This is a genomic window from Streptomyces sp. NPDC058157 (genome assembly GCF_042884105.1).
Classification (GTDB): domain Bacteria; phylum Actinomycetota; class Actinomycetes; order Streptomycetales; family Streptomycetaceae; genus Streptomyces.
This window is the reverse complement of sequence record NZ_JBHVUQ010000337.1, coordinates 1-4,443: the sequence shown is the minus strand read 5'-3', so window position 1 is coordinate 4,443 and position 4,443 is coordinate 1. Positions and strand designations below refer to the sequence as shown.

5 protein-coding genes and 1 pseudogene are annotated in these 4,443 nt (G+C 72.2%); 3 read left to right on the top strand and 3 right to left on the bottom strand.

Annotation, left to right across the window (positions count from 1 at the left end; all coding sequences use genetic code 11):
- Window positions 1-379: 379 nt before the first annotated feature.
- From ACFVXK_RS37235 to ACFVXK_RS37225, 3 genes are all read left to right on the top strand, one after another.
- On the top strand, window positions 380-1,246 hold the full coding sequence (locus ACFVXK_RS37235; protein ID WP_389621394.1) for a PHP domain-containing protein: 867 nt from the start codon (window positions 380-382) through the stop codon (window positions 1,244-1,246).
- 120 nt (window positions 1,247-1,366) lie between these two features.
- A complete protein-coding gene (locus tag ACFVXK_RS37230; protein WP_358894301.1) occupies window positions 1,367-1,972 on the top strand; it encodes a MarC family protein in 606 nt (201 codons plus the stop codon).
- Window positions 1,973-2,072: 100 nt separating this feature from the next.
- Window positions 2,073-2,678: a DUF1326 domain-containing protein gene (locus ACFVXK_RS37225; protein WP_389621391.1), complete on the top strand. Its 606-nt coding sequence runs from the start codon at window positions 2,073-2,075 to the stop codon at window positions 2,676-2,678.
- A 63-nt stretch (window positions 2,679-2,741) separates the two neighbouring features.
- On the opposite strand, the gene ACFVXK_RS37220 is transcribed toward ACFVXK_RS37225, so the two are convergent.
- The 3 genes and pseudogenes from ACFVXK_RS37220 to ACFVXK_RS37210 form a co-directional block, all read right to left on the bottom strand.
- A complete protein-coding gene (locus ACFVXK_RS37220; RefSeq protein WP_007266367.1) occupies window positions 2,742-2,894 on the bottom strand; it encodes a hypothetical protein in 153 nt (50 codons plus the stop codon).
- A 95-nt stretch (window positions 2,895-2,989) separates the two neighbouring features.
- Complete coding sequence (locus ACFVXK_RS37215) at window positions 2,990-3,850, bottom strand: alpha/beta fold hydrolase (RefSeq protein WP_389621388.1); 861 nt, start codon at window positions 3,848-3,850, stop codon at window positions 2,990-2,992.
- Between the two features lie 86 nt (window positions 3,851-3,936).
- A pseudogene (locus ACFVXK_RS37210) lies at window positions 3,937-4,443 on the bottom strand (hypothetical protein); the annotation flags it as partial.

Below are 4,443 nucleotides of genomic sequence, written 5' to 3'. Positions count from 1 at the left end.
CCCCCGGTCTGCCCGGATCTTCACTGATCCCGCCGATTGTCTGACTCTGGTCCGTCCCGTTCCTTTGGGGGGTTCCCGGCAGTCTTCGGCATTTCGCGGCGGGACGGTCTGTCAAGGGTCGCCGAAGGCGATCGCGAAGCGACGCGACGAAGGAGCGCCCTTGACAGACCGTCCCGCCGCGGAAGGACGATGAGACTGACGGGAAACCCCCAACCCTCCCTGAGACCGTCCGGCTCAAGTCCCGCCCTACCCCCGACCCCGACCCCCCGGTAAGCCCCGCGGCCCCGTAGTGCCCATGGCGCGGGTACCCTGGAGTGTCTCCCCCAGCTACCGCTGGGAGGTGCCCCCACTTCGTCCGTTCGAACCCTGGAGCCCGGCTGTGCGCATCGACCTGCACGCCCACTCCACGGCTTCCGACGGCACCGACACCCCCGCCGAGCTGGTGCGCAACGCCGCCGCGGCCGGGCTGGACGTGGTCGCGCTGACCGACCACGACACCGTCGGGGGGTACGCCGAGGCCGTCGCGGCAGTGCCGCAGGGCCTCACGCTGGTCACCGGGGCCGAGCTGTCCTGCCGGCTCGACGGAGTGGGGCTGCACATGCTGGCCTACCTCTTCGACCCGCAGGAGCCCGAGCTCGCCGCCGAGCGGGAGCTCGTGCGGGACGACCGCACCCCGCGGGCCCAGGCCATGATCGGAAAGCTCCAGGAGCTCGGTGTCGGTGTGACCTGGGAGCAGGTGGCCCGGATCGCCGGCGACGGCTCCGTCGGGCGGCCGCACATCGCGACCGCCATGGTCGAGCTCGGGGTCGTGCCCACCGTCTCCGACGCGTTCACCGCGGACTGGCTCGCCGACGGCGGCCGCGCGTACGCCGAGAAGCACGAGCTCGACCCGTTCGACGCCATCCGCCTGGTCAAGGCGGCCGGCGGGGTCACCGTCTTCGCGCACCCCGCCGCCGTCAAGCGCGGCGTCTGCGTGCCCGAGGAGGCGATAGCCGCCCTCGCGGCCGCGGGCCTGGACGGCATCGAGGTGGACCACATGGAGCACGACGCCGACACCCGCGCGCGCCTGCGCGGACTGGCCGGGGACCTCGGTCTGCTGACCACCGGTTCCAGCGACTACCACGGCAGCCGCAAGACCTGCCGTCTCGGGGAGTACACCACCGACCCCGAGATCTACGGCGAGATCACGCGCCGGGCCACGGGGGCCTTCCCCGTGCCGGGCGCCGGCGGAGCCCCTCGCGCCTGAGCGCCACCGACCGCCGCTGATGCGGATGCTGGTGTTGATGCCGCGGTCGCCGCGCCCATGTGCGCCCTTCGCCTCCCCCTCGCCCTTTTTTCGTGACACCCCTCTATGCAAGGCATCACTGTGTTCGATTTCGCTGTCTTCGGATCCCTTTTTCTCACGCTTTTTGTGATTATGGACCCGCCGGGCATCACTCCGATCTTCCTCGCGCTGACCTCGGGCCGCCCGGCCAAGGTGCAGCGCCGTATGGCCTGGCAGGCCGTCTGCGTCGCCTTCGGCGTGATCGCGACCTTCGGCATCTGCGGCCAGCAGATCCTCGACTACCTGCACGTCTCCGTCCCGGCGCTGATGATCGCCGGTGGTCTGCTGCTTCTGCTGATCGCGCTCGACCTGCTCACGGGCAAGACGGACGAGCCCAAGCAGACCAAGGACGTCAACGTCGCCCTCGTCCCGCTGGGCATGCCGCTGCTGGCCGGTCCCGGTGCGATCGTCTCCGTCATCCTGGCCGTGCAGAAGGCCGACGGGTTCGGCGGGCAGCTCTCGGTCTGGACCGCGATCGCCGCGATGCACGTGGTGCTGTGGCTGACCATGCGCTACTCGCTGGTGATCATCCGGATCATCAAGGACGGCGGTGTCGTCCTGGTCACCCGCCTCGCCGGCATGATGCTCTCGGCCATCGCCGTCCAGCAGATCATCAACGGCGTCCTCCAGGTCGTCCGCGGGGCCTGACCCGCCCCGGGGAACCGGCCGCCCGCGCGTTGCCGGGTGATCGCCGGGGGCGGAGAATGGGAGGCACAGGTGTGCCTCAGCCGCGGGAAGGGAGCTTCCGATGGCATGGCGGATCGAGGGGACGTATTTCGAGAACTGCAACTGCGACATGGTCTGTCCCTGTTCCACCTCCGGCCTCTCCGCTCCGGCGGACTACGACCGCTGCCGGGTGGTCCTGGCCTTCCACGTGGACTCCGGTCGGGTCGACGACGTCGACGTGGGCGGTCTGACCGTCGCCGTGGTGGCCGATGCCCCGCAGCTCATGGGCGAAGGCGACTGGCGGCTGGGCATGATCATGGACGCGGCCGCCTCGCCCGAGCAGGCCGAAGCGCTCGGGGCGGTCTTCTCCGGTCAGCGCGGCGGTCCGATGGGGGCCCTGGCGCCGCTGGTCGGAGAGGTGATCGGGATGGAGGTCGCCCGGATCGACTACGTCGACGACGCCCGCAGCCACCGCGTGACGATCGGGGAGGCGGTCGACATCGAAGTCGAGGACTTCGTCTCCCCGCTCGACGCGACCGGGAAGGGCGTGCGGGTCAGCGGGGTCGGATTCCCCGCGGACACCCTCGCGGCCGGAACCGCGACGAGGTCGCGGGTGGACGTCTTCGGCCTCGCATTCGGAAACGAGGGGAAGAACGCCTTCTCGGCGCCGTTCTCCTGGGCGGCCTGAACGCCGTCACCGCATGCGAACGCCCCCGTACCGGCCATCGGTACGGGGGCGTTTCGGGAAGCATCAGGAGGACGCACTCTCGGCCGGTCGGATCAGGATGCGCTGGCCGATGGCGGCCGCCTGCTGCACGATCCGGTTGACGGAGGCCGCGTCCACGACGGTGCTGTCCACGGCGGTTCCGTCGACGTCGTCCAGGCGCAGAATCTCGAAGCGCACGGCTTCTCCCTTCGTCGGTGTTCTCCTTGCACAGGGGTCAACCAGGCGCCCTTCAGAAACATTCCCTACGCTAAGGAAATTTTTTCCTTAGCTAACTACCGCGCGCTCAAGGATCGCCAGAAGGCAGCTAGAGAACCGGCCGTGAGCTGCGGGTTCTCGGCGTTCGGGGAGTGTTCGGCGCCCTCGATCACGACGCGGGAAGCGCCCAGGCGACCCGCCATCTCATCCATGAGGGGGACCGGCCAGGCGTAGTCCACCACCCCGGACAGCACCAGCTTCGGCAGCGGCAGCTCCGCCAGCTCCGCCACCCGGTCCGGCTCCGAGACCAGGATCCGGCCGGTGGTGATCAGCTGTTCGGGGACGGTGGCCAGCCAGCGGTCGCGCAGGAACGCGGCCAGTTCGGGGGAGTCGGGGACGGCGTCCGCCGGGTCCTGGGCCCGCATCGCCTCCCAGATGGCCGACATGTCGTCGCGCATCGCCTCCAGCGCCGCCACCAGGAGCTTCGTGCGGGACTGCTGTTCCTCCGCGATCGCGGCGGGGCCGCTGCTCATCAGGGTGAGGGAGGCGAAGGGGGAGGGGTCGCGCAGGACGGCGGCGCGGGAGACCAGCCCGCCCAGGGAGTGGCCCACCAGGTGGAGGGGGCCGGGGGCGTCCAGGGCCGCGGCCTGGGACAGGAGGTCGAGGGCCAGCTCGTGGAGCTCGTACGCGGACTCCTCGCGCGGGCCGGGGCTCTCGTGCTGGCCGCGCCCGTCCACGGCGACCACCCGGAACCCGGCGGCGGCCAGGGGCTCCAGCAGGGCGATGAAGTCCTCCTTGCTGCCCGTGAACCCGGGGACCAGCAGGGCGGTGCCGTGCACGGGCTCGCCCGCCTCGTGCACGGCGAACCCGCCGCGCGAGGTGGTCAGGCGGTACGCGCGGGCGGCAGGGGGCAGGGTGAGGCGCGGCGGCTTGCTCATGGCCCGAGGTTACCGGCCCGTAGGCCCGGGTACGAGGACGGCCCCGGCCCCCTCGGAAGGGGGCCGGGGCCGTGCGCCCGGGGTGCCTAGCGGAAGCGGCGGGTCGTGCGGACCGGCTCGCTCGGCGGGGCGATCTGGAACTGTGGCTCGGCGGCCGGGGCGACCACCTTGCGGGTGCGGGGGCGCCGGGGAGCGACGGCGTCCTCGGCCAGCACCACGTCCGGGATCGGGGTGGGCGCGGCCTTGCGGGTCGGAACCCGGCGCGGCCGGACCGGAGCCTTGGCGACGGGGGCGGCGGCCGCGGGGACCTCCGCCACCGGGGCCTCCGCCACGGCGGCCTTGCGCGTCCGGGTGCGCTTCGGCTGCGCCGGAGCCTCCTCGGCCGCGACGGCCTCGACGACCGGGGCCTCTGCGACGGCGGCCTTGCGGGTCCGGGTGCGCTTCGGCTTCTCCGGGGCCTCCTCGGCCGGCGCCTCGGCCACGACGGCCTCCGCGGCCGGCGCCTCGGCGGCCTTGCGGGTCCGGGTGCGGCGCGGCTTGACCACCGCGGCCTCCTCGGCCACGACCGGAGCCTCGACGACCGGGGCCTCGAC